Raw genomic sequence first — 21,253 nt, forward strand, 5'->3', positions numbered from 1 at the left:
TAACTGAATCCCGTTTCTATTTACACAAAATTATGGATACTGCCAAAGTCGATGGGGTGTCTTATTTATTTTACAGTTACTTCTGACAGTTTTAACCAACCAGAATTAGTGAAGGTTCCCTTGGCAGAGATATCCAGCCCCTTAACATTGCTTCCATTGCCTTTGGTTGTATCGACTAAAGCTACTGCCCAGGTATAGGTTCCTTTTTTTACCCCGTGAAGTTTGGGAGTGAACTCATAGGAAGTGGGATAGCCTTTTATCCAGACGGATAAATCAGTATTGTTGTCCAGATAAGAGTAGACTACTTGATTGTCTTGGTTCAATAATGCGAAAGCTACTTTATACTTTTGGTTCCATTGTGGTATATTGGTTGGGCAATATCCCCAGCCTAAGTTGTTCCAGCGATGTACTATCTTTATTCTTGAACCACTCTTCATTTCTTTGGGAACTACAATGGAATCGGGATATAAACGATAACCTCCTTCGGAGATGAAACGCTCAACCAAAGGATAGGCATCACGGAACCAACTCATGGTTTCGTCTCCTACACGGAAATCCATCATGTTGACATGAGCTTCCTGACCGTCTTCAAATTCTCCGATACGCACATCTTTGGCTGTTTTGTAACCGCTCGGGTCATTGTGATAAGGGTGCTTGCTCACAATCCATCCACCTTCCAGTAGAACCGGGCGTTTCATAATCCAAGGTTTCACATAGTTTCGCTCCCACTGGCCGTAATACTCTCTCATTCCGAAAGCATCATGACGTAAGGAAAAGCCTTTCTCGCAAGCGCTGTCCAACAAGCGTTTACTATCGGGATCAAAATTCTCCTCACCTGCCCAGTCTTTGCCTGCACCCATCCAACGATGGTAGTTGATAACTAAAGGTACTTTGGTGAAGTGTTTGACGTAGAGGTCTGTAATCCAATTGAACACAGCTTCCCGGTTCTTGGGGTCAATGTACTTCATAGTGTGTGCCTCACCCCATTTGCCAAGACCGTAGCCGTCTATAAATTCCACCAGGTCAGGGTCATTGTATTTTTGGGCAAATGCTTCTATGAACTTTGCATATTTCTCCTGGAAGATAGGGTCATCAGGATAGGGAGAGCGTTTTCCATTGTCTGTATAGTATTTGGCTCCTGCATCGAATACATAGGCCGGAGTGGCTTCATTTTTTCGGTCGCGGCTGTCGACAACTACACGGAAAGAGAGACGCATACCTCTGTCGAGTGCCCCTTGAATTACTTTTTTCAACTTTTCGTTGGTATCCCAGCCGTAGACTCCTTCGGCGGGATTGAAGGTACTCCAATGCGTACGGATATAGAGTGTGCGTGCATAATCGGAGATTTTCACGGTTGTTCCTTTTTCCGGTACATAGATATGGTCGTATTTCTTCCAGAAGTCATCGCTGACATTCTCATTTGCATAAACAACCCAACCACTTAAAGGGTTTCCCTGCATGGTTTTTCTGTCTGGCCAGATTTTTATATAATCAGCTTCCGTATCTACAGCCATCTTGTATATCTGGCATCCTGCTGCAAGAAACGCACCGACACCGTAAACTTCTGTCATGTCACGCGTCACTTTACGGGGGTCGGCACCGATAGGCTGTACCCAGCCAAGTTTACCGCTTGCATCTACAGCATCGGTCAGTGCCTTCCAGCCTTTTATAATGACTGGCATGAAATCGTCTTCATTCAAGAGTCCCGCATTTACGCCATAGGCCAACGCATATACAAAGAAACCGGTGGAACTGGTTTCGGGAGAAGGATAAGAAGCCGGATCCAGAAGGCTGGCATGCCAATAACCGTCTTCGTTCTGCAATCCGGCGATACGTGTGCATAACCGGATAAACAGTTCTTCGTAATAAGCGCGTTCCATCAAGCCTTTGGGCAACTCCTGCAATACTTCTGCCAGACCGGCCAGTACCCAGGCATTTCCACGTCCCCAGAACACCTTTTTGCCATTGGCTTCTTTTTTACCGAAATAATGCCAATCGCGGTAGAAAAGGTTCTCTTCCTTATCGAATAGGTATTCGTAGGTAGCCCGGTATTCATTGTCCATGAATTGGAGGTATTTCCGGTTGTTGGTTTCACGGTATAGCTTGGCATAAACCGGGGGGGCCATAAACAAGGCATCACACCAGGTCCAGCGTTCTAGGGTTTTGTTGTCACCATACTCCAGTTTGAATGTACCGTTGGATGGATGGTTGACAATCCATTCCGTACGTGCCAGGGTAGGAGCCAGTATTTCCTCTTTTTTATATTTACGGTATAAGTCAATGAATGATTGGGAAACGGTTATATCGTCTGCATGGTACAACCGCTGATGGGGTTGCCAGCAGTTTCGTCTTCCTATTTTATAGAGCCATTGATAGTAGGTGCTGTCATTGTACTCCTCTTCTGCTAGTTTAGCCCAATCTACCATACCTACATAAAGTGCTCCATTGGTCCAATCCAGGTCGTGGTGTTCGTGGGCAGTGTTAGGATTGGAAATTTGCCAGTCTGCCACTTGCTTCATTTTCTCTTTTACTTCCTTTTTGCTGAATGGCACTTGTGCCATGATTGCCATACTGATAAACAGAAAGGCTGCTGCTGTTAATTGTCTGTGTATCTTCATGATTGTTTATTGATAAAATTAAGGGAATTGCCTTTGTTCTCAATGGACGCGGACAATTCCCTTTATGAGAATCTTGAAAACTATCTTTTTACCTTTATTCGTGTTTTATTTTGTCTTTGTGCTGTTAATATCCTTCGTTTTGCGGGAATTCTGCACCCGTATTTGAATCGATTATGCTCTGAGGAATCGGCCATAATGTGTGGTAATCACGCATAACGGGCCCCGATTCTGTATTGTATTTGCGGGTACGCTCCAATAATTTGCCGGTACGGCATAAGGTAAAGCGGCGTGATTCTTCACCTACCAACTCGCGGATACGTTCGTCCAGCAAGAAGTCCATGGTCATTTCACTGTCCGTAATTTCAGGAGCATGTGCGCGACGGCGTACAACATTGATTGCTTCGCGGGCACCTGAAATATCGTTCAACCCCAACCTTGCTTCGCAGAGTAAGAGATAAGTCTCGGACAAACGGAACTTCATGCGGTCACGGTAGGAACCGGTCAAAGAAAGGTTTTCGGAACGGCCATAGAAGAATTTTGTCAGAGCCGGATAAAGACGGAAGGTGGTAAACCATGTTTCGTCTGTAATCGTGGCTTTTTTACCATAAAGGTCGGGCATGTTCTCGTTGTTGTAATACCAGTTACGTTTGATGTTGTATTCGGAATTACGAATGTCTTCTTCATCAAAGAAACCGGTATCTTCTCCAATCCACCATTTCATTGGTACCAATTGCGACAAGCCGCGGCCACCCAGTGAGTCTGCCAAAACAAAACCGGTAATTTCGAAGTATTTGGGTTCCCAGGCACGGCGTGTCCAGTCATCGGAATTTGTACCGCCACCAGTAGTGTTATATTCAAACTGCATGACCCAAATGCTTTCCATATTGCCGGATGTGCGATTTTGATTGTTTTCAACGAATAGGTCGGAGAACACATCGCCGTTTGCTTTTGCCTTTTCACCGAAGCGGTCTTCCATCAAGTGGAAATATCCGCTGTTGATGACATTCTCTGCGGCAGTTTCAGCCTTTGCATAATCACCCTGCATCAAGTAAACCTCACTTAGTAAGTGTTCTGCCGCCCATTTGGTCAGCTTGCCGACTTTTACGGCATCAGGGTCAGTAGGCAGGTTCTCGACAGCAAACTGAAGGTCTTCTACCATGTGGGCAATAACCTCTTCCTTCGGTGTACGGGTAAAATCGATTCTGAACTGATCTTGAATCTTGTCTACATAAGGAACGTCTCCATACAGATAAACCAATGTACGGTATGCATAGGCGCGGAAAAAACGTGATTCTGCCTGATAGAGCGCCTTGTCTGTGCTATTATCCCAGTTCGTGTTTATTTCCGAGTATTTCAACATCTCATTGGCTCCTGCAATCAGACTATAAGCCCAGTTCCAGTAGGAGCCTACAATACCGGTATTTGGAGTTAATGTCAAGAAACCGAACGGTTGGATAGAACCGTCTTTGGTACCCATGGTAGCAAGGTCAGTGGCAATCTGCAATGCTTCGTAAGGGCAAGCGGCATTGTGCATGAAGGCACCGTTTTCACCCCAAGTGTTGTATTCAGAGCGTGCTTCGGCATAAAGTCCGGTAGAACCTACTTCGAAACCATAGGAACTTGTATATGTGTTGTCCGGAGCTAGTTCACTTTTCAGTTTCTCATCCAGAAAGTCAGAGCAACCGGTAGCAGACAGAGCTACTAACAGAGCTAGAGTTGCTTTTGATATATAATTTTTCATTGTATATATATTTAAGTAAGTTTAGAATGATAAGTTCAGTCCAAGTACGTAGGAACGTGCAGTCGGGTAAGAGGCAAACCAACTGTTGTCATAGTTCAATACGCTGCGTATGTCACAGAATGTATAAGGATTCTCCACACTGATATTGACTCCCAAACCGCTCAGTCCCAATTTCTTTACAAAATTCTTTTCAAAATTGTATCCTAAAGTGATATTCTTTATTTGGATGTATGTAAAGTCTTTGTAATAGCTGTGTCCGTCGAAGTTGTTATATGCTGGAGAAGCATATTTGGAATTGGTGTGTTCCGGTGTCCAGTAATCGGCATTATGCAGATAGTTGTATAAGTTGTAACTCCAACTTCCGATATTGGCTTCGTTCAACTCACGTGTAACTTTGAAGGTTCCATTCAGTAGGAATGACAAGTAAAAGTTCTTGTAAGTCAATGTATTGCTCATAGACATGAGGAAGCTTGGATTCTTTGAACCGATGATAACTTTGTCATTGGAGTCAATATAACCGTTTCCGTCTGCATCTTTCACTTTGGCAGAACCTGGTTTGGCACCTTTTTGGATCTCTTTTTCTGTACCGTCTGCTGCGGTATAGGTGAATTTGTCACCTTCCTGCCAGATGCCGTCGACGTCATAGTCGTAGTAAACTCGCAAGGGTTTGCCGATGAACCATTTATTGGTGATATCATCTTTTTTGTCACCACGTAGGTCTACAATCTTGTCACGGTTCAGTGAAAAGATGATTCCGGTGCTCCATTCGAAGTCCTTATTACGTATGTTGACGGTGTTCAAGGTAAATTCAACACCTTTATTGCGTGTTTTACCCACATTATCCCAAATGGTTTTATAGCCGTTCATGATAGGAACAGTACGTTTCATCAGCAAGTCTTTTGTGTTGGCGACATACATTTCAATGTTACCGTTGATACGGCCGTTGAAGAATGAATAGTCGATACCGACGTTGAATGTTTGGGTTGTTTCCCACTTTAGATTCGGATTTCCGACACCGTCGTTGGCCAGATAAGCACCGTTGACACCTGCTCCACCGTCACCCCAGATATAGTTTGTGAGGTGCAGACGGTCCAATGTCTGATAGGGGTTGATGGCTTGGTTACCGTTAGAACCATAAGATACGCGGAGCTTCAATTGGTCCAGCCAGTTTTGTGCATTTTCCATAAAACTTTCGGAAGCAATGTTCCATGCAGCAGCCACTGACGGGAAGAATGCATACTTGTTGTTTGCACCGAAGGCAGAATAACCGTCGGAACGTCCGGTCAAAGTCAGCATGTATTTCCCTGCATATGAATAGTTCAAGCGAAGCATATAAGACAACATCGAGGTTTCTGATAAACCGGATCCTACAGTCTTATTTTTCTCACCTGCATTGATGTTATGATAACTGGAATCATCGTTTACAAAACTTTCGGCACTTGACTTGGAAGTCTTTTTCTGAGTTTGTTGTACACTGAACAAACCTGTAGCGTCGAAACGGTGCTTGCCAAATTCACGATTATATTTGAGCAGATTTTCCCAAGTGTAATCCCAGTAGTGTTCATTGTTGATGCTGGCTTTTCCGCTGGCTGTTCTACCGTCTTTGGTGTCACGGCCATAGTATGTGCCGGTAAAGTCGCTACGATAGTTGTAACCAAAGGTTGTACGGGCTGAAAGACCTTTTACCGGCAACAGAATGTCAGCATAGGTGTTGATGAAGAAGTTACGTCTTGTTTGATCTTGATCGGCATTGACATTGGCCATCGGGTTAATAATCAGAGATTGGTCCATAGGTTCTTCATAATACTTGCCGTTTTCATCTTTGTAGATACCATAAGGACTTTGCTTTACAGCATGTTCAATATTCGGGGTTATACCACCGCCATCTCTTTGAATAAATTGGGTCTGTATACCGATAGTCAGCCATTTATTTAATACTTGTGTGACACTCAAATTGATATTGTAACGTTTCATGGCGGAGTTGTAGACTACACCTTCTTGATCCAGATAGGAAACTGCCCCCATATAAGTGGTGCTTTCAGTACCTCCGGAAATGCCTACTTGATGTTCCATGGTAAATGCATTGCGGAAAATATAGTCCTGCCAGTCGTTTGTAACGCCTTTCTTGTAATTTATAAGTTCGCTGGCACTCAGAATATTCTCAGGAGCCAATTGGTCACCGCTCCATCCATCTTTCAGGCGTGCAATGTCTTGTTTAAATGTGATGTATTCGTCTGGAGTCATCACATCAATGGTCTGTTGGGGTTGCGACATTCTGAACTGCCCTTTGTATGTAACTTGGGGTGCACCTTTCTTGCCTTTCTTTGATTGAATCAAGATGACACCATTGGAACCGCGTGAGCCGTAGATAGCTGCTGCGGAAGCATCTTTCAAGACACTAAGGCTTTCGATGATGTTTGGGTCAATATCACTCAAAGAACCGTTGTAAGGAATACCGTCCAATACGATGAGCGGTGCATTGTCAGCACTTAATGAGTTTTCACCACGTACACGGAGGGTTTGGTCTGCACCCGGTTTCGCATCACCAGTAGTTACGCTTAAGCCCGGGATTTGTCCTGCAAGACGGTCCATCAAGTTACTGCTATTTATCATGTTCAGTTTCTTCTGGTCTACTGATACCAGACCTCCAGTCAGGTCGGACTTACGCTGTGTACCATAGCCGATTACCACGACTTCTGCCAGTGTTTTACTGTCTTCCACTAACTTTACGGTACTGTTTCTACCAGCTTTTACAGTCTGTGTCACATAACCGATATAGGAGATTTTGAGATTACTCCCTGCCGGTGCGTTGATTGTGTATTTTCCGTCAAGATCTGTAATGACACCAGTACTGGTTCCTTCCACCATGACATTTGCTCCGATAATCGGTTCACCACTTTCGTCAATTACTGTACCAGAGATGTTCTGTGGTTGTCCGGATATTGCCTTGTTATTCTTTCCGGTATATAAAATAATGTGTGTTGCGTCGATTTCAAATTTAACATTGGTCCCTTTCAATAAGGCTGCTATTGTCTTATTAATAGTTTCATTCTTAACATTCAAGCTGACTTTCTGTTTGATGTCTATTTGCTGCGATTCATAGAAGAAAGTGTATCCACTTTGCTTTTCCACTTTTGGCATAGCCTCTGATAATGGGATATTTGTGAACTTCAGTGTGATCAGTTTCTCTTTCTTTTGTGCAGAAACCGGGGCACATAGAAGTACCAGTATAAGAATGATGAGTTGTTTTCTTATATCCATAATTGTCTTAAATTTAAAGATTAATGTAGGTGTTTACTTTTCGTTAATTATTAAATAATGTGCATTTCTCATTTGTTTGTTTGGCATAAGTTTTTAATTTTGTTACTGTTTCATTTTACTTTTTGTTTTGTGTCTGCAAACGAAATTGTCAACTCATTCTCTTCGTTAAAGGTATATTTCATAGGTTGGATGCGTGCCATGATGCGGAGTATTTCGTCCAGCGGTTCGCTACGCAACGTAAACGTATAGAAATATTTATTGGATAATGTAGGATCCACGTCTATCTTTACCCGATACCATTTAGAAAGCAGTTTGCAAATGTCTCCCAATGAACGGTTTCTGAATACGAGTTGTGTATTTGCCCACGAAGAGGCAAAATGTACATCATCTTTTTCTACCTTAAGTGTAAGGGTTTTCCGATTAAAAGTAGCTGTTTCGCCCGGTTTGAGGAAACGGTTCTCTGTCTCGGTTTCCAAAGAGACGGACCCTTCTACCAAACTCACCAATGTATTTTCCGAACCGGGGAATGCATCGACATTGAATTTGGTTCCGTGAACTACGATACGCATACCTTCTGTCTGCACAATAAAAGGTTTGTCAGCATCGTGTGCTACATCGAAGTAAGCTTCACCAGTTACATTTACGATACGCTCATCCTTATTCATTTGTGATCCGTATTGCAAAGAGGTCTCTGTATGCATCCATACTTCGCTTCCGTCAGGAAGGAGAACCTTAGACTTACCCGACAAATTAGAGTATAACTGCGGCATGGCTTCAGGCTGTCCGTTAAGGAATCCTATGTAGAATGAGCAACCGATGGCAACAGCTATACATGCAGCTACTGCGTAGCGGTATATCTGTTTCAGTTCGAAGCGTTTCTTTGCAGGTTTTTCAGTCTGCTTAGGCTCGCTGGCGTGCATACGGTTGACAAGTTCATTCCAATAATATTCGGTATTGGGCGTGTAGTTTTCTACATTTGCCTGAATTTTTTCCCATAACAGTTGCAATTCCTTGAATAACGCTTCGTTGTTACTGCTGCGTAACCAAGTCTCCAATTGCCGCTCTTCGTCTGCGGAAATTTCCTGTTTCAACTTAGGAATGATTAAATTCCAAGGAACACTTTTTTTCATGATCATGATGTTTTTATAGGCCTTCACTTATATGACACATCACTTGGGTTTAACCCTTATTCCAATTCCAATTATTTTTTTAATAAATTTCGAGGAACAAATAATATTAGTATCTTTGCCGCTCAAGAAGCCCTTATCTAATATAACTTCGATATGCCTGCAGAAGATGATATCCTATTGTTACAGTTAATCAAACAAGATGACGAGAAGGCTTTCAAGCACCTTTTCGATACTTATTTTGTTTCACTCTGCCGCTTCATGTCCCTTTATCTGAGAGACAAGCAGGAGATAGAAGAACTGGCCCTTTCCATCTTTATGAATTTGTGGGAGGGTAGGGCCGACTTGACTCTTAAAATCTCATTCAAGGCTTATCTTTTCCAGTCTGCACGCAATCGTTGCCTGAATGCTTTACGCGATGAAAAGGATACGGTTCCCATCGAGGGAGGAGAAGAATATGGATATGCTCTTGCGGCTGATACTTCGGTGGAGATGGAAGAACTGAACCGATTGATTGAAGAAGCTGTTTGTTCCCTTCCGGACAAATGTGGGCAGGTTTATCGCAAAAGTAGGGAGGAAGGGAAGACTAATCAAGAAATTGCCGGGGAAATGGGGATTTCTGTCAAGACGGTGGAGGCCCAAATAACCAAAGCCTTGAAGCATATCAAGAAATTTTTAGGAGAACAGTATACTTATTTGTTCTAAAATAGAAATTGCAGGCCATCTGTCTTTTAGAATGATGAAAGGAGGATGGCCTGTAATATAAAAAGAAGATTAATCTATAACCGTGAATTTTACTTTCTGGTCTTTCACTATTACATAATATTCTCCATTTTCAAGGAAATGTTCACCATTGGCATTTACAAAAGCAAGATCACGCATCGGGTCTATTTCAAAGCGGAATATATGTGTTTCACCTGCTTTAATTAGTTGCTTTTCGAAGTGCTTCAATTCTTTGCATGGACGGGTAATCGTGCTAAATGGGTCTGAGATAAACCAATGCACCACTTCTGCACCGTCACGTTTGCCTACATTGGTGACTGGGATTTCCATTACCAACTTTTCACCGCGTCTGATGGTTTCTTTGGGCAAGTTGATATTACCATAATTAAAGGTGGTATAACTCAAGCCGTATCCGAATTCATACAGTGGGGAAGAGGAGATGTCTTGATATTTGCCACTTTGTGGACGGGCTGTTTTGCGCTGATTGTAATAGATTGGAATCTGTCCGGTGGAACGTGGAAAAGTAATGGAAAGCTTGCCCGAAGGATTTACCCGGCCGGACAAGACACCTGCCAATGGTTTACCGCCAGGTACTCCCGGTTGCCACATTTCAACGATGGCGTCACAGAGAGGTTCCACTTTAGAGAGTCCCAAAGGACGTCCGTTAGCCAGTACCAGAACAATCGGTTTGCCTGCTTTCTTCATTTCAGCAATGAATTCCTCTTGAATGGCAGGCAGTTCTATGATGGAACGCGATGCGTTTTCGCCACTCCACTTTTTCTTTTCACCCATGCAGAGTAGAATGACATCTGCTTTCCGGGCTACAGCCAGTGCCTCACTGAATTTGGAAGTGTCGTTACCGTCGAAACCACAACCCTCGGTATAAATCAGTTCAGCCTTGCCTGCAAATTCTGCATCCAGCGCCTTTTTGATGGGGAGGACATCTTCTGCATGTCCATGTCCATACCATGACCCCAGGAGCTCGGCACAGTTTTCTACCAGAGGCCCCATGACGGCGATAGTTGGCTTGTTCCCGTTTGCCAGAGGGAGTACCTTGTTTTCATTCTTCAGTAGAACAATGGTCTCCTCTGCCAGTTTCTCTGCAATAGCCAGGCTTTGTGGAAGGAGGAAGCGCTCTTTTTCTGTAGATGTCGGGGTGTAGGGATTGTCAAAAAGTCCAAGGCGGAATTTGATACGGAGCACGCGTTTCACTGCATCGTCCACCAGTTGCATGCTTATTTTACCTTCTTCCACCAGCTTTGCCATATGCTTGTCATAGCAATGCCCCATCATGTCCATTTCCAGGCCGGCGTTGAAAGCCAGACGGGCAGCTTCTTTGCGGTCGGCAGCATGGCCCTGGTCAATAAGTTGCGGTACTGCAGACCAGTCTGAAACAACAAAGCCGTCGTGTTTCCAACGGTTCTTCAGAATTTCTGTCATCGTGTAATGGTTGGCGCTTCCGGGAGTGCCGCTGATGTCATTGAATGAACTCATTAAAGTAGCGGCACCGGCTTTTACGCCAGCTTCATAGGGAGGAATATAGGTGTCCCACAGAGTCTGATTGGAGATTTCCGTATAAACATAGTCACGTCCTGCTTCAGAAGCGCCGTATCCGATATAATGTTTAAGGCAGGCGGCTACTCGCTTGCTGTCGGACATGTCTTCACCTTGGTATCCTTTGATAGATGCGACACCGAATACAGCATTGGTATAAGGGTCTTCGCCATAGCCCTCTGCAACGCGTCCCCAGCGTCCGTCTCTTGCCACGTCAATCATAGGGGAAAAAGTCCAGTCTACCCCGGACATGCGTGCTTCCTGGGCGGCAACGGCACATGCCTGTTCTACCAATTGGGGATTCCAAGAACATGCTTGTCCCAAAGAGATGGGATAAATGGTACGGAACCCGTGGATGACGTCGTATCCGAAAAGGATGGGGATACCCAGACGTGATTCTTCCATTGCTTTTCTCTGAGCCTCGTTACGCAGATTGGCATCTTCATCAAAATAAATGAGGGAGCCTAATGTGGCAGGAATTTTTTTTACTTCCTCACCACGATTGTTCTCGTTGTTATTCCGCCCCAAAGTGTACTGGTTGAGTTGTTGTACCTTTTCTTCCAGCGTCATTCTGCTGACCAGGTCATTCACACGCTCCTCAATGGGAGCTTTGGCATCTTTGTAGATGGGTTGCTTTTTGTTTGCAGCCATTGCTCCGGCCAGGCAACCACTTAAAAGGAGGCAACTGATAAATGTTAGTTTCTTCATGATATATATAATTATGCTATTCTCATTAAATAAGACACGTTTTTCGGAATCTGCTCCTACACAAAGGTCGTTTTTTTAAGGAATATAAACAAGTACATGCAAGGGCTTATTTGAAAATAGGCTTATCGGTTAGTGTCATGGAAGCTTGTTCGTTATTTTTTAGTTCAAATACCACTATTTCATTATTACCTGCTATCAGAGCACCAGCAGGTATCTCCAGGGTCTTTTCTGCATTTTCTTCCCAGTAGGCACCCAAATATTGCCCGTTTATCCAGACTTCTCCCATTCCCCAGCCAGACACGTCAAGAAAGGTCTCTTGTGCCGGATTGCTTACTGTGACACAACCTTTACGGAAGCAAGGGATGGAGGAGGTACCTTCTTTGAAAGTTATTCCGGCCACATCGCATTCCTTAATTTCCAATGGGGTCATCTTCCAGCCTTCTAAATCTGTCTTTCCCAATGTTATGCTGCCGTAGATACCTTTTGAATTGTCCAGAATTTCAGGACCATAGGTAATACGTCCGATATTTTCAGTATAGATACTAAGTTTGTGTATACCTATCGGTAGATTGGTTTTCAAGCTTTTACTGCTATCTTTTAAATATCCTTGCAGTTTGCCGTCTGCATAGACCACAGCATAATCCCGTACGTTTTCAATAGTTAGTGTGGGATTCTCCTCTTCCACATCAACGGTTGTCTCATAGAGGGCATAGCCAAAATCCATATCCAGTTCATTCATGGGCAGTAAGGCATCATCTTCTACAGTTTCTCCATAAACTTGTTCCAATGGAGCTGTTTGTGACATTTTTATCTCTTGTGCTGCTGCCGGTCCGACCGGCAGCAACAAAAGAGCCCAAAGCAAGAATAATTTCATCATATTTCCTTTATTTATTTCTTTAAGAATGATTCAATGTAGGACTCGTCAACGGTAATTTGCGGAGCGAATTTGTCACTCTTTACGTAGCGGTCAATGCTTTCCAGCAATTGCTGGGTGGCAGGACGTTCGTTGATGTTTTTCTGGGTATCTACGGCTAGTACCAGTAGACTGCCTTTCTTCACTTTTGCTTCGAAACCAATACCGAGCTTTTCATTATTGTCGTAATGGTCTATTACTTGTATGAAAGGCCGCAGTGCTGCCGGAGCATCTTTCATCTCAATAACCTTGGCATTTTCCAGAATGTCCCACCACTGCCAGTCAGTATGGTAGGAAGTTATGAAATGCTCGAATATAGGCTGGTCGTCATGAATCAGACAGCCAATGGTCATAGGAGGCCATTTGAACATTATCGGATTCCAAAAGTGATTGTGGAACACGGATTTACGACCTTTTACTTTGGAAGGTTTGGGGCAGAGTACCACTTTCTTGCCATCGGCAAGGTGTTGTTTTGCTTTTTCATCGAATACTGTGGTGTAGAGCACTTCACTAGTGGACTGCATTAAGTTGCTATGACGGGGATATACCCAGATATCCCAGCTGTTTTTTACGTGTGCAACAGAAAGATGGACCGTCAGCTTCTGTGGTTCAGTGATATTGTTCAATGCATAACTGAAACTGCCAAGTGGAAATACCCCGTTCTTTCCGACAGTTTGTGTTTTCAGTTTTCCGCTCTTAAGGGTTTTACCGTTGCTGTCGGTGATACTCCAATTGATTTTTGCGTTTTTCAATAGGGTAGGTCCATAATTGTATATTTCCGCTTTTCCTTCAAATACTTCATCATTGTAAAGTGCGCGTTTGTCGAAACGGAGCAACACAACAGTCGGTGCACAGAACTCGCGCCACTTTTCCGGTGTGATGAGCCCTTTGGTATTCCAGAAAGGATCGAGAATGCCTACCGGTGCATATCCTTGTCCGGTAAAATCATTCAGAGACAGTAATTGGAAACCGCCTTTCAGATAAGTGCGCAACTGGGCTTCTATGACATCCTTGTACTCTATGGCGGTCAAGGCTCCAGAAGCACGGAAGAAGTCATGTGCTTGGTCGAGCATGTGGTTTTTGTCCAGCAGTTCACGGAATATCTCGAAATTACGCGCTTGTACGGGGCCGGTGAAGTTCTTTATTTCCTCGAAATTGGGATAGATGCACCGCTGTCCGGATTCATGCGAGATGATGGGCAGGCCTACTCCCAGTTCCTTGTTTTTGTCCCAGTTTGTATAAGGACGTCCTTCGTAGATGGCCATGTGTCCTTTGGTAGTCTGATGGGTAATGTAGAACTGGTCTGATTTGACACGTGTGCGGGCTGTGGAACCGCTGTATAGACGGCGGTTATCCAACTGGCGGGCCGTGGCGGTAAGCTCTTCTATGAAACTGAAATCGCCGGTAATTTCGTTTCCGTTACAGTAGAGAATGAAGGAAGGGTGATTCCCATATTCTTTCAAGATACCCCGCAGCTCGCGACGGAAGAAATTCCAGCGCTTCTCATCGGGTTGGGCATCTTTACCCCACATCGGCATTTCCACCTCCAGATAGACACCCAGCTTGTCTGCCATACGGAACGCAGCGGCAGGAGGACACCAGGAGTGGAAGCGCATATGGTTCATACCATATTCTTTTAGGATACGGAGTACACGTTCCCAAGAGGCATCGTCCACGGGAGCATAGCCGGTCTTGGGGAACACTGCGTTTTCAACGGTACCGCGCAGGTGTATGGGTTCGCCATTAAGGATGATATGGTCCTCACCAGCCTCTACTTCGCGCATACCGAAAGTTGTGCTTTTCTCATGCGCATAGGATTGGCCCTCTACACTGGAAGTCAACTTACAGTCCAACGTATAAAGATTGGGATGGAACTCATTCCACAAATGGATATCCTTACCCAAAAACATTTCTTCCTCGATATAAGTAATGGAATCGGTCACTGTTACTGGTACTTCCTTTTGTAGTCTATAGTCCTTTCCTGTCACGTGGAAGGATATTTTGCCGCTGGCGGTATGTTCTGTACAGTTGCGGACAGTCATTTTGACTTTGATGCTTTTGTTCTTGATGTCCGGATAGACCTGCATGTCATCTACATAGACTGGATCTACAGCTACCAGCTTAATTTCGCCCAATACTCCGTTCCAGTTTATTTGGGTAAATTCGGAGTGGGCATGGTCCCATTTATGGGTATCGTACTGGTAGCGGTTGTCTATACAGAAAGTTATCAGTTCTTTTTTGCCTGGATGTAGCCATTGGGTCAGTTCGTGGTTGTGGGGAATACTGATGTAGTCTATTTTACTCACTTCTTCTTTGCCTACATATACCGAACTGAGCCAGTGTGTACGTTCAAAATAGAGGAAAATGCGTTTGCCTTTCCATGCCGCAGGAATTTCTATTTCTCGCTGGTACCATGCGGGGCCCATATATTCGTAGACACGGGTCAGCCTATCCAGGTGGCGGTAAGGAGATTTGTAGCCTATTTTATAGTCATCTGTAATTCCCGGCAGAACGATGCTTTCCTGCAGGCGATGGCAGTAACGTACGTCCAGTGAACCTCTCCGGAAGTCCATGACATCTGTCTGGAATGCCCATTCACCAGACAAGTCCATTTCATTCTTTTCTTGGGCATGCCCGCTCCAGACCATAGAGGTCAGGAGGAGGGCAGCCATGTAGTGTTTTATTTTGTGCTTCATTGTTCTTTTTTCTTTTGGTTATAGTAATCACGCATGATGTACCATGCTTTTTTGCGTTGTCCCTGGTCGGAAACCAGTCCTTTACGGTTCCATTCCCCTCCCTGGTGTGGATGGAAACGGAAGGGAGAACGGAAATCAAAAAGAATCCACGGCGATGTTCCGCGCAGGTTGGGGATATGCTTGAACATTTCCAGATTGTCCTTGTAGAGTTGTGCCTGATAATCCTCACTCCAAGAACTCTTGACTTCCGCGTCGCCATGTTTGCCATAGAGCGCTTCGCCTCCGAACTCGGAAATGAAAAGAGGTTTGCCGGGAGCTACATTCCAGACAGCCTGGTCCGGAGCCAGTGGCCAGTCATGATACCATCCCATATATTTGTTGATGGCTACCATGTCCAGGATGTTGATAATGGAGTCATTCATCTCAAAGTTCCGGCTTTCGCGGTTGAAGCGTACCAAATCGAAGGCGGCCGTAATCAGACGGGTTGAGTCGATGTCCAGGCAACATTGTTTCATGTGTTTCAGAAATTCATTGCGCGGGGCGGAAGTGGCTGTTTCATTGGCAATCCCCCAAAAGGCAACGGAACAACGGTTTTTGTCGCGCATCACCATCTCTTTAATCATTCTGCCTGCTTTCTCACGGGTAGCGGTATTTTTGAAGTCAATCCCTTGCCAGATAGGTATCTCTTCCCATAAAAGAAATCCCATTCTTTCTGCTAGGCGGACAGTATATTCATTTTGTGGATAATGTGCCAGACGAATCATGTTGGCACCCAGCTCTTTGGCTTCGGACAACAGCATTGTTGCGTCCGCTTCAGAGAAGGCACGCCCGCGGCGTTGCGGAATTTCCTCGTGGAAGCTGATACTGCGCAGGAAGATGGGCTGGTCGTTCAGATAGATATCTTCGCCTTTTACATAAAGGTTACGGAAACCAATTTGCTCGTTGAGCTGGTCACTTTCCGAAGTGATGGTTACATCATACAGCTTTGGAGCATCCGGTGACCAACGTTGCAGTTTTTTGGTTTTGATAGTGGCCTGGGCAATTCCGTTGGCATCGGTAGTCATGTTCTGTCTGATGCCCAATTCGGGGATGGCGACTTGCACGTTGATGCCAGGCTTTGCTTCGGATAAGGTTACTTTGGCACGAATCAGGTTGGATTGTACCTTGTCCAACTGGATGAAATGGTCTTTGATGTAGCTTTGTGGAACGCTTACCAACATTACATCGCGTGTGATGCCGCCGTAATTCCACCAGTCAAAGGACATGGCAGGGATGGCATCCGTGGTGCGGGTATTGTTGACTTTCACCACCAGGAAGTTGTCCTTTTGCTTTACCTTATCTGTGATTTCCACCTGGAAGGGAGTGAATCCGCCTTCATGACTGGCTATTTTCTCCCCGTTCAGATATATTTTGCTACGGTAACTTACCGCACCGAAATAGAGAAACAAACGTTTGCCGTCAGTCTTTGGGGTATCGAAAGAGCGTCCGTACCATACTGTTCCTTCATAAAATTTCAACTCGGGCATTTGTGAATTGAAATCGGCAGGTACATTCAAGACCAAACCTCCGTCGAAAGAGTATTCATAAAATTGCTTGTTGTCCTGAGGTTTTCTGTTTTTGTACACCTGCATCCTTTCTCCTTGGTCATAAAGGTCTACAATGACTCCCCACTTCCCATTCAGTAGCTGGTAATCGCGTCCGTAAACATTGGACAATAAGTCTTGTGCTTGTGACTTGCCTCCCAGTACAGACACTGCGAGCAAACAAGTAATCATTAATCTTTTAATTTTCATAAATCGTATGTATCAGTTAACGTTTAAAAAGCCTATGAATTATTCTTTGTATATTTTCAATGCGCATCCGCCTCCTTGTGCCATTTTGACGGTCAGTTTACGGGATGCAGGAATATCTGTGACGGTCTTTTGGTAGTCGGAAGCCAGGCGGTTGGCATTCACTCCGTCATGAAACATTTCCGCTTTCCATCTGCCTGCACCGAGGAAAGAAAGGTCCAGTGTCAGAGTACGTGCATCCCAATTGGTTAGGGAGCCGACATACCAGACATCTCCTTTCCTGCGCGCCATTGTAATGTATTTTCCAATTTCTCCGTTCATGGCTATTGTTTGTTCCCAAACGGTAGGGATGGTAGCGATGAATTCCGTGCATTCTTCTTCACGGTCGTAATTGGTGGGACTGTCGCACAACATGTTCAATGGTGATTCAAATACTACATATTCAGCTAATTGGCGGCAACGGGTTCCCTGGCTCATTGGGGTATCCATTGAGGAGTGGTAACACCGTTTGTTGGCATTGTGCATGGCGCCTTGTGTATAGTCCACTGGTCCGGCCAGCATACGGATGAATGGCATGGTGACATCGTAGGTTACCTGGTCGGTATGGATGTCACTCCACTTCATCTGTTCCAGCCCGTGAACGGCTTCATAGTTGATGACATTGGGATAAGTGCGGTTCAGCCCGGTAGGTTTGTACGTGCCGTGAAAGTCTACCATCAACTTATATTTAGCGGCAATTTCGGCAGCCCGGTAGTGGAAGTCTACCATTTCCTGGTCATCCCTATCCATAAAGTCAATCTTGAATCCTTTGATGCCCATTTCGGAATAGTGCTTGCATACATGTTCCATGTCGCGGGCAAAGGCATGGTAACCTGCCCAAAGGATGAGTCCTACATTCTTTTGCCTGGCATAGGCCGTGAGCTTTTTTAAATCAATTTCCGGTACAATTTGGAAAAGGTCAGCCTTGAGGTTGACAGCCCAGCCTTCATCCAGAATCACATACTCGATGCCATGCCGGGAGGCGAAGTCGATATAGTGCATGTATGTTTCATTGTTTATTCCAGCTTCGAAATCCACGCCTTTGATTCCCCAATGGTTCCACCATTCCCAGGCCACTTTGCCCGGACGTATCCATGAGATGTCTTTCATGCGTGATGGAGCAGCCAGCTTATAAACCATATCGTTATCTGCCAGCTCCTTGTCATTTCTTGCCACAACAATGATGCGCCAGGGTAGTTTGGCTTTCGGCTGGCAGGAAGCAATGTAGTTTTCACGCTCTGTGACTAATATTTGCAGTTGGTTATGCCCGCCTTGTTTTTTTGTTTTGGGGACGGCGGCAAAAGCGGAAGTGAGTGCTGTTCCCCCGTTTCTGTTGATGAGGAACATGCCCGGATAGCTCTCCACGTCGGATTCGGCAATACAAAGTTTACGGCCGTTTTCCTGCTCTATTACTACGGGGGTAAACATCAGTCTTTGGGGGTTCAGTCCGGATAGCTCTATATGTGTATAGGTGTTTTCAAAAGAGTTGGAGAACTGGGCTTCTATCGGTTGTTTATCGCCATCTTTTACATAAGGAACAATCGATTTGTAGTCCTTGTTGAAGTTGAAGGCGGCTTCTTCGTTTGTAACTTTGAACGGTCTGTTTCCGGTCGCTGCGAACCGGTATGCCATTCCTTCATTGTACATTCTGAAAATGAGGTTGAAATGTTCCCGGAAACTTAACGTCATTTCATTATAGACATCCTTTACTTCACTGCGCTTGTAGAAAGGAGAGGGAATCACCTCATTTGCCTGGCGATGGCTGACTCTCTTAAGATGGGAGCCGTTGCCCCAGACTGTCCCATTATCCAGATGTACTGATAAGGGAGAGGGGGCTACCAATGTATGCCCTTCTTCCGTCAGCTCGTAAGTAATCCGGTCACCTATATATAAGGTAACCTCTAACTTGCCGTCCGGTGAGTTTAGGCGATATTCTTTTTGTCCGAACATGTTCGGGATGATGAAAAGCAATGTTGTGAGTAAGAAAAGTGTTCTCATGTCGTTATTTATTTTAGCGTTTGTTTTTAATTTCATACTTGTAGACAACATAGTCATTGATTGATGGCAGAGAGATTTCCAGCCTTCCTTTCTTTCCGGTTACTGCTGTCATAGCTTTGCCGTGTCCCATCAGTGGGATACATCTTACTGTGACACCTTCTGGCAGCCAGGTTTCGACTTCTGTAGTCCCTTCTGGATGATTTTCACGGTACACAATCAAGTATCCTCTATCTTTCTTTAGAGACTGGAAGCCGGTCCAAGAGCGTCCCGACGGTTCATCTCCTATGGGTAGGATAGTGCCGGAATGCATGTCATGCTGAAATTTCTTGTAGGCTTCTGTATGTTCTCGTAATGTAAATGCTTCCTCGGGTAGATTGGTACCTTCCATCCAGGCAAGCGGCTGTCCTGCTAAAGTCGTAGCAAACAGATATTCAAATGAATAGTTTTCCGGAGCGAAGACTTCTCCTTTATATTTATCCGTATTTCTCCATTTGTTCAGGAACTCTATTTGCAGCTTTTCTGCCGGAACATATTTGGAAAGCATCCAGAGGTTACGCAAAGTCCAGTAAGGATAGTAGTTCTGCCAGTCGGTATAACGGTTTTCCAGAAAGATATTTCCATATTCATTGAACATGTGGTAGCCTCCGCGGCGGCTGGCTGTCGCATCAAGGTTGAAAATCACTTCCTCGTCCGTCTCTTCCAGCACTTTGTTGAATAAGCGGTGCAGGTTTGTTTCGGCTTCTTTACTGGGAATGGTGAGTCCGTCTATCTTGAATACTTTGATGCCGTATTCGCGATAAAGGCTGATGAGTGCTTGCGCATCTTTCTGCCAATCGGCAAAATCATTTTGTATGCTGGGATTGAACCAAAGACCGATTTCAATACCTAATTCCTTGCCACGTTTTACGATGGGATGCAAACCACGTGGATACTTTTGCGGGTCGGGTTTCCAGTAGTCTTTATTGTCCCAAATGTTCTTGAATGAACCGCGGGCTACAGCTGAATTAGGGCTTTTACCTATTTGCCAGCCATCATCAATCTGGAAATGGGTGATTCCCAGACGGGCGGCGCGTTCCAGTTCTTTCAAACAGAAGGATTCGTTTACTTTTGAGTCCTGGCTACGGTCTCCCCAGGTGTTCATCATAATCATCTCGTCGCGGTCGGCCCGGTAAGTACGTATATTCTTCTGATATGAACGAAGCGCTTGTAGTCGGCTCAGTTCACCTTCTCCGTATATTCCCAATACGCATCCGTATGTTTGGGTCCAACGGTCGGGAGTCACGTCTTTCTCGGTAATGCCCAGGCCGGTTACTGTAAACTTCCCGAAATCAGTCAGAAAATCCTTTCCTTGATAGGCTAATTGTACCGAAGAGCAGGGAGCCTCTTTTAAAAAGAAGATGCCACAGTTGTCCTCGCCATTAAAGGCAAACAGCAGATTGCCGCGATATCCCAGTTTGCGATAGGAAATAATCTCTTTCTCGAAAACCAGGTTGTTGTGCCAGTCGGTCACATCGGAAAATTCCACGCTGCGAGCGTGCCAATGTTGTCCTTGGAAATGGAACTGGTCTAGTACAGCGGTTACTTCTTTAGATTTCATGTCTTCGGCGAATTCAATATTCTTCCGGTCGGCTGCACTAACTTCTCTGCCTCCGAAAATACTGTTTACTGTTCCTCTTAAATAGGTGTCGCAGGCTATGGCTGGACAATCATCATAAATACGATATACCCGTTTTATATCTAGCTTCTCCAGGCTGAAAGAAACTTCTACTTTCAGATAAGCGGGAAATATTTTAGTCTCTTTTACGGGAACTACTTTGAGTGAACCGTTTGATGGTTGCGGCAAATTTTTCGTTACTCTGAAATCTGGAGTAAGGCTGTGGTTCTTCCATGATTTTCCATTACTCTTGTCGGTCAGGCGGTAAGTTATGATATTTCCCCCGTTCCACAAAAAGGTACGTTCGACCAAGCTGTTTCCGATGGTTAAAGTGTCATTTTTCAGACGGCCGTAACAAGTATCTTGTGCGTGTAACGAATATCCTCCGAAAAGGACAAATAATAATGTTAGAATATTTTTCATGATATGCG

General features: G+C 44.7%; 10 protein-coding genes and 1 pseudogene. 1 reads left to right on the forward strand and 10 read right to left on the reverse strand.

The window, feature by feature from the left end; genetic code table 11:
- Positions 1-1,508: 1,508 nt before the first annotated feature.
- From DW896_RS21750 to DW896_RS15100, 4 genes and pseudogenes are all read right to left on the reverse strand, one after another.
- Positions 1,509-2,618, reverse strand: a pseudogene (locus tag DW896_RS21750) (glycoside hydrolase family 105 protein); the annotation flags it as partial.
- Positions 2,619-2,742: 124 nt separating this feature from the next.
- Entirely contained in the window at positions 2,743-4,359 is a 1,617-nt protein-coding gene (locus DW896_RS15090; RefSeq protein WP_009037857.1) for a RagB/SusD family nutrient uptake outer membrane protein, read from the reverse strand.
- A 21-nt stretch (positions 4,360-4,380) separates the two neighbouring features.
- Positions 4,381-7,620 carry a TonB-dependent receptor gene (locus DW896_RS15095; protein WP_005829787.1) on the reverse strand — a complete coding sequence of 1,080 codons (3,240 nt, stop codon included), beginning with the start codon at positions 7,618-7,620 and terminating at the stop codon, positions 4,381-4,383.
- Positions 7,621-7,730: 110 nt separating this feature from the next.
- The gene (locus DW896_RS15100) at positions 7,731-8,750 is read right to left on the reverse strand and encodes a FecR family protein (RefSeq protein WP_005833380.1); all 1,020 of its coding nucleotides are present in this window, start codon (positions 8,748-8,750) and stop codon (positions 7,731-7,733) included.
- 153 nt (positions 8,751-8,903) lie between these two features.
- On the opposite strand from DW896_RS15100, the gene DW896_RS15105 reads away from it, so the two are divergent.
- Entirely contained in the window at positions 8,904-9,452 is a 549-nt protein-coding gene (locus DW896_RS15105; protein ID WP_005829791.1) for an RNA polymerase sigma-70 factor, read from the forward strand.
- Between the two features lie 69 nt (positions 9,453-9,521).
- On the opposite strand, the gene DW896_RS15110 is transcribed toward DW896_RS15105, so the two are convergent.
- The 6 genes from DW896_RS15110 to DW896_RS15135 form a co-directional block, all read right to left on the reverse strand.
- Positions 9,522-11,732, reverse strand: a complete 2,211-nt coding sequence (locus tag DW896_RS15110) for a glycoside hydrolase family 3 N-terminal domain-containing protein (RefSeq protein WP_009037860.1) — start codon at positions 11,730-11,732, stop codon at positions 9,522-9,524.
- A gap of 106 nt (positions 11,733-11,838) precedes the next feature.
- Positions 11,839-12,609, reverse strand: a complete 771-nt coding sequence (locus tag DW896_RS15115) for a hypothetical protein (protein WP_009037861.1) — start codon at positions 12,607-12,609, stop codon at positions 11,839-11,841.
- Between the two features lie 11 nt (positions 12,610-12,620).
- The gene (locus tag DW896_RS15120) at positions 12,621-15,341 is read right to left on the reverse strand and encodes a glycoside hydrolase family 2 (protein WP_009037862.1); all 2,721 of its coding nucleotides are present in this window, start codon (positions 15,339-15,341) and stop codon (positions 12,621-12,623) included.
- Positions 15,338-17,134, reverse strand: a complete 1,797-nt coding sequence (locus tag DW896_RS15125; RefSeq protein WP_009037863.1) for a glycoside hydrolase family 2 protein — start codon at positions 17,132-17,134, stop codon at positions 15,338-15,340. Before DW896_RS15125 ends, DW896_RS15120 begins: the two co-directional genes overlap by 4 nt.
- A gap of 39 nt (positions 17,135-17,173) precedes the next feature.
- Positions 17,174-19,168 (reverse strand): glycoside hydrolase family 97 protein, encoded by a 1,995-nt coding sequence (locus tag DW896_RS15130; RefSeq protein WP_009037864.1) that lies wholly within the window; start codon positions 19,166-19,168, stop codon positions 17,174-17,176.
- 13 nt (positions 19,169-19,181) lie between these two features.
- Positions 19,182-21,245, reverse strand: coding sequence for an alpha-galactosidase (locus tag DW896_RS15135; RefSeq protein ID WP_009037865.1), 2,064 nt, complete (start codon positions 21,243-21,245; stop codon positions 19,182-19,184).
- Between the last annotated feature and the right edge of the window lie 8 nt (positions 21,246-21,253).

It is taken from the genome of Bacteroides sp. AM41-16, from assembly GCF_003603495.1.
GTDB lineage: Bacteria > Bacteroidota > Bacteroidia > Bacteroidales > Bacteroidaceae > Bacteroides > Bacteroides uniformis.

What these genes read in the sequence shown, in the direction of transcription:
- DW896_RS15125 (WP_009037863.1), bottom strand. Translation starts at nt 17,134, where the DNA reads ATGAAAATTAAAAGATTAATGATTACTTGTTTGCTCGCAGTGTCTGTA.
- DW896_RS15115 (WP_009037861.1), bottom strand. Translation starts at nt 12,609, where the DNA reads ATGATGAAATTATTCTTGCTTTGGGCTCTTTTGTTGCTGCCGGTCGGA.
- DW896_RS15110 (WP_009037860.1), bottom strand. Translation starts at nt 11,732, where the DNA reads ATGAAGAAACTAACATTTATCAGTTGCCTCCTTTTAAGTGGTTGCCTG.
- DW896_RS15105 (WP_005829791.1), top strand. Translation starts at nt 8,904, where the DNA reads ATGCCTGCAGAAGATGATATCCTATTGTTACAGTTAATCAAACAAGAT.
- DW896_RS15130 (WP_009037864.1), bottom strand. Translation starts at nt 19,168, where the DNA reads ATGAGAACACTTTTCTTACTCACAACATTGCTTTTCATCATCCCGAAC.
- DW896_RS15095 (WP_005829787.1), bottom strand. Translation starts at nt 7,620, where the DNA reads ATGGATATAAGAAAACAACTCATCATTCTTATACTGGTACTTCTATGT.
- DW896_RS15120 (WP_009037862.1), bottom strand. Translation starts at nt 15,341, where the DNA reads ATGAAGCACAAAATAAAACACTACATGGCTGCCCTCCTCCTGACCTCT.
- DW896_RS15100 (WP_005833380.1), bottom strand. Translation starts at nt 8,750, where the DNA reads ATGAAAAAAAGTGTTCCTTGGAATTTAATCATTCCTAAGTTGAAACAG.
- DW896_RS15090 (WP_009037857.1), bottom strand. Translation starts at nt 4,359, where the DNA reads ATGAAAAATTATATATCAAAAGCAACTCTAGCTCTGTTAGTAGCTCTG.
- DW896_RS15135 (WP_009037865.1), bottom strand. Translation starts at nt 21,245, where the DNA reads ATGAAAAATATTCTAACATTATTATTTGTCCTTTTCGGAGGATATTCG.